At 53.5% G+C, this 3,265-nt stretch carries 5 protein-coding genes and 1 pseudogene; 5 read left to right on the top strand and 1 reads right to left on the bottom strand.

Annotated elements, in window-relative coordinates:
* Positions 1 to 81: pseudogene (locus tag AB3X96_RS42150) on the bottom strand (IS5/IS1182 family transposase); the annotation flags it as partial.
* A 45-nt stretch (positions 82 to 126) separates the two neighbouring features.
* Here AB3X96_RS42150 and AB3X96_RS42145 point away from each other — a divergent pair.
* The 5 genes from AB3X96_RS42145 (at position 127) to AB3X96_RS42125 (ending at position 2,906) form a co-directional block, all read left to right on the top strand.
* On the top strand, positions 127 to 318 hold the full coding sequence (locus AB3X96_RS42145) for a PLP-dependent transferase (RefSeq protein ID WP_368594365.1): 192 nt from the start codon (positions 127 to 129) through the stop codon (positions 316 to 318).
* Positions 319 to 347: 29 nt separating this feature from the next.
* Positions 348 to 1,415, top strand: coding sequence for a fatty acid desaturase (locus tag AB3X96_RS42140; RefSeq protein ID WP_368594364.1), 1,068 nt, complete (start codon positions 348 to 350; stop codon positions 1,413 to 1,415).
* On the top strand, positions 1,408 to 1,767 hold the full coding sequence (locus AB3X96_RS42135) for a hypothetical protein (RefSeq protein WP_368594363.1): 360 nt from the start codon (positions 1,408 to 1,410) through the stop codon (positions 1,765 to 1,767). Before AB3X96_RS42140 ends, AB3X96_RS42135 begins: the two co-directional genes overlap by 8 nt.
* Positions 1,755 to 2,225, top strand: a complete 471-nt coding sequence (locus AB3X96_RS42130) for a gamma-glutamyl-gamma-aminobutyrate hydrolase family protein (RefSeq protein ID WP_368594362.1) — start codon at positions 1,755 to 1,757, stop codon at positions 2,223 to 2,225. Before AB3X96_RS42135 ends, AB3X96_RS42130 begins: the two co-directional genes overlap by 13 nt.
* 75 nt (positions 2,226 to 2,300) lie before the next feature.
* A complete protein-coding gene (locus AB3X96_RS42125) occupies positions 2,301 to 2,906 on the top strand; it encodes a LysE family translocator (protein ID WP_368594361.1) in 606 nt (201 codons plus the stop codon).
* Positions 2,907 to 3,265: the final 359 nt, after the last annotated feature.

Below are 3,265 nucleotides of genomic sequence, written 5' to 3'. Positions count from 1 at the left end.
GTTCATCAGGGTCAGGTACGGAGCGGCGAAGTACCACTCTTCATCCGATACATCCGTTGGGTAAGGCCTGCGATTTTTCATTCCGCCAGGATACCAGGTCCGACATAAAGTGCCTAACACCCTCTAATGTACCACGTGTCGAATGTCGGTGACGCGCGAACGTTGGTCACGCATCCCGTTTCGACAACGCACACAACGGTTCCCAAGGAAAAGCGCGAGGCCGCTGGTATTTTCGACGGATCGATTCGGCTTTGCGTTGGGATTGAGAACATTGATGATATCGTCGCCGATCTTCAACGCGGACTTGACGCTGTCTGACGTCGATCTTTCTTGGAGGGAATTTGATCATGGAAATTTATGACGCTTGGCAATTGCGCGGCAAACGTTTCACCACTTCGCGATTCTCGCGCGACATTATGCGAGAGTTGTCCGAATTGAGGCCCGATAATTTGACCGGCGCACTTTACATTGTGAAGGACTATCTTGTCATTCTTGCGTGTGCTTATGCAACGATACGAATCTCGTGGTGGCTCTACCCGCTTGCAGTACTCGTAATCGGTGCGCAACAACGCGGACTGACAACTATCGCGCATGATGCCGCGTACCGGACGCTGGCCAGGAGCACCGGATGGAACTACGTGCTCGGCATCGTCTTCGCTGCATATCCTGTTTTTCAGCGGCACTGGGCTTATCGCTACTCGCATGTTCATCTGCACCATCCATATCTCGGCGACCCTGAAAGGGATCCTAACCTGAAGTTCTTTATATCATCGGGCGTGTATGATGTGCGCCCGCCACGTGAATACGCGTTTGCCATTGTCTGGAAAGCGATGTTTGGCGGAGCGACGGTACGCTATCTCAAGTATCTATGGAGTGAGCGGTTTCTTATTTCTCGTGAGGGGAAAAAAGAGATCGACAGGCGGGGTGCTGCCATCGACACCTATGGATTTGCGGTATTCTGGCTGATTGTCATTTTCGGCTTTGCCCTGACGCAATCGCTGGATTTGCTTGTGCTGTTCTGGCTTGTTCCATATCTAACCACGTTCCAAGCCTTGGGCTGGTTCATTGAACTCGCTGGGCATTCGCCAATGTGTGAGACCGAAACCGAAGATGTGTACTTGACGCGTAACCGCAAAGGCAATTTGATCGAGCGACTGCTGGTCGGCGCGAACCTTGATGAATATCATCTGGAACATCATCTTTCGCCAGGCGTGCCTTTCTGGCACCTGAAGCGGGCACAGAAGATCAGGTTGCGCGATCCGCGATATGCTGAGGTTGCAGATTCATGGGGAGGGCTCTTCGCTAGTGGACCAAAAGGGCAGCCAAGTGTCATCAACCAGCTGCTCGACCGGAACCGGCGGCTGTACGAGGCCCAGCGCGGACGGTTAGCAGAGGAGGGCGTGGTCAATGAGTGAGACACGTCGCCATCTGGGCTGCGCCGTCGTCGGGGTCACAGCCAATCGTCATCTTCACGACGGCGTTCACCGCGACTGGTTGCGGCGGCGCTATATCGAGGCGCTGACTAAACACGCGTCGCTCGAGTGCGTCATCTTACCGACGATCGACCGTGATCTGCCTTGCGACGCGATTTTCCAAAGATTACGCGACGTGATGCGCCGTCTTGACGGCCTTGTTCTAACTGGCGACGAATCAGACTCGATCCCGGGATCTTTGACAGGAACGGTGGCGCTTGGGCGCTTGCTGAAGACGACATTGTCGCCTGCAGGACGGATCGGCCACGAGACAGGCTGTCGATGGTTGCGTTGATGGTGGCGGAAGAACTGGATATGCCAGTATTGGGAATTTGCCGCGGTTTGCAGGAGATGAACGTTTACCGTGGCGGCACATTGCACGAAGATCTATCGTTGACGCACAAGGGGATCTCGCATCGCGAAAACCCAGAGATTCCTCGCGACGAACAGTACCGTCCTGTGCATACGGTTAAGGTCGCTTCCGGCGGCTTGCTGTCGTCCGTTATCCAGGGCGACGAGCTATGCGTCAATTCGTTGCATAGGCAAGGCATCGCGGAGCTTGGAGAAGGAATCCGAGTGGAGGCAGTAGCGGGGGACGGTGTCGTAGAAGCGCTGTCATATAGGAATTCACGCACCTTTCAACTGGCGCTGCAGTGGCATCCAGAATGGCATGCTTCCAGCGATGTAATCAGCCAGAAGATTCTGGGCGCCTTCGGGAGAGCTTGTGAGGCATATAACGCAGCGGTCCACTGAGATGCGGAGATTAGCCGGATTTTGTGTCGATAGTTGTTCCTTTCGGGAGTGATTTGCAAATAGAGGCGGGGCTTCATGGATTTTCATCTATTTGGTTTGTTTCTTGTTACCTTTACTGCCGCCGTGGCTTTGCCTGGTCCGAACGTCGCTTTTGCCGTTGCTCAAACATTGAAGCACGGGCTCAAAATCGCAATTCCTGACGCGATCGGATTAGGTACTGGTGCGGCCGTTCACGCAGCAGTCGTATTGTCGGGTGTTGGGATTTTTATACGGGATAACCAATGGGTGTTACTTTATGTCCGATGGATAGGGGCGATATATCTTGGATATCTTTCCATTATTGCTTTTTGTGGGAAGCGGGAGTCAAGAACAGAAGATGCGGTGCGCTGGAACTCCAGACAGGTGTTTGTCGATTCCCTCATCGCCTCTCTAGCGAACCCTAAGGGGTGGTTGGCCACATTAGTTACGTATCCCAGTTTCATCAGCCCATCCGGTTCCTACCTTGGGCAGGCGGTTCCGATGGGAGCTGCGGCAACGGCGATCTCCGTCGCGGTCTATTGCGGATATATGGTTCTTGCAGATCGCGCAAGCGTGGTATTGAGCAACAGATCCATGCTTGAGAAGATTACGGGCGCACTTTACGCATGCGTCGCAGTCAGCTTGGTCTTCTTAAACAGGTGAAGACCTAACCATGCTCGCAGTCGGTCAGACGTGGTGTTGTTGGTATGCCGTGCAGTCTTGCGGGTATCGCGTAGTTTCGAAACGGAGGTTGTGCTTCCATGCCGATCAAGGTTCCAAAAGGTTTGCCGGCTGTAATTGCTTTACAAAAAGAAGGCATCAAGGTAATGGAGCACGAAGCTATTTAGTCCAGCCTGAACAAACCGTAGAGCCGTAAGCGTTGGGGGTTTCCGGTGGAAATCGTGTTGTTGGAATTGCAGAGACCTGGCATATTGCTGGGTATAGCCTGCAAATTCTGACGAGGTTTAGATGGGTCCGAAGGCGCCTGTAACGGAGAAGGATTTGTTCCGGCATCCACTGCG

Origin of the sequence: Paraburkholderia sp. BR13439, assembly GCF_040948805.1 — a bacterium.
Lineage (GTDB): Bacteria > Pseudomonadota > Gammaproteobacteria > Burkholderiales > Burkholderiaceae > Paraburkholderia > Paraburkholderia youngii.
The sequence above is the reverse complement of the archived record's forward strand: the minus strand, read 5'-3'. Positions and strand labels throughout refer to the sequence as shown.

Coding starts and splice junctions, on each gene's coding strand:
- AB3X96_RS42145 (WP_368594365.1), top strand. CDS start 127: ATGTACCACGTGTCGAATGTCGGTGACGCGCGAACGTTGGTCACGCAT.
- AB3X96_RS42140 (WP_368594364.1), top strand. CDS start 348: ATGGAAATTTATGACGCTTGGCAATTGCGCGGCAAACGTTTCACCACT.
- AB3X96_RS42125 (WP_368594361.1), top strand. CDS start 2,301: ATGGATTTTCATCTATTTGGTTTGTTTCTTGTTACCTTTACTGCCGCC.
- AB3X96_RS42135 (WP_368594363.1), top strand. CDS start 1,408: ATGAGTGAGACACGTCGCCATCTGGGCTGCGCCGTCGTCGGGGTCACA.
- AB3X96_RS42130 (WP_368594362.1), top strand. CDS start 1,755: ATGGTTGCGTTGATGGTGGCGGAAGAACTGGATATGCCAGTATTGGGA.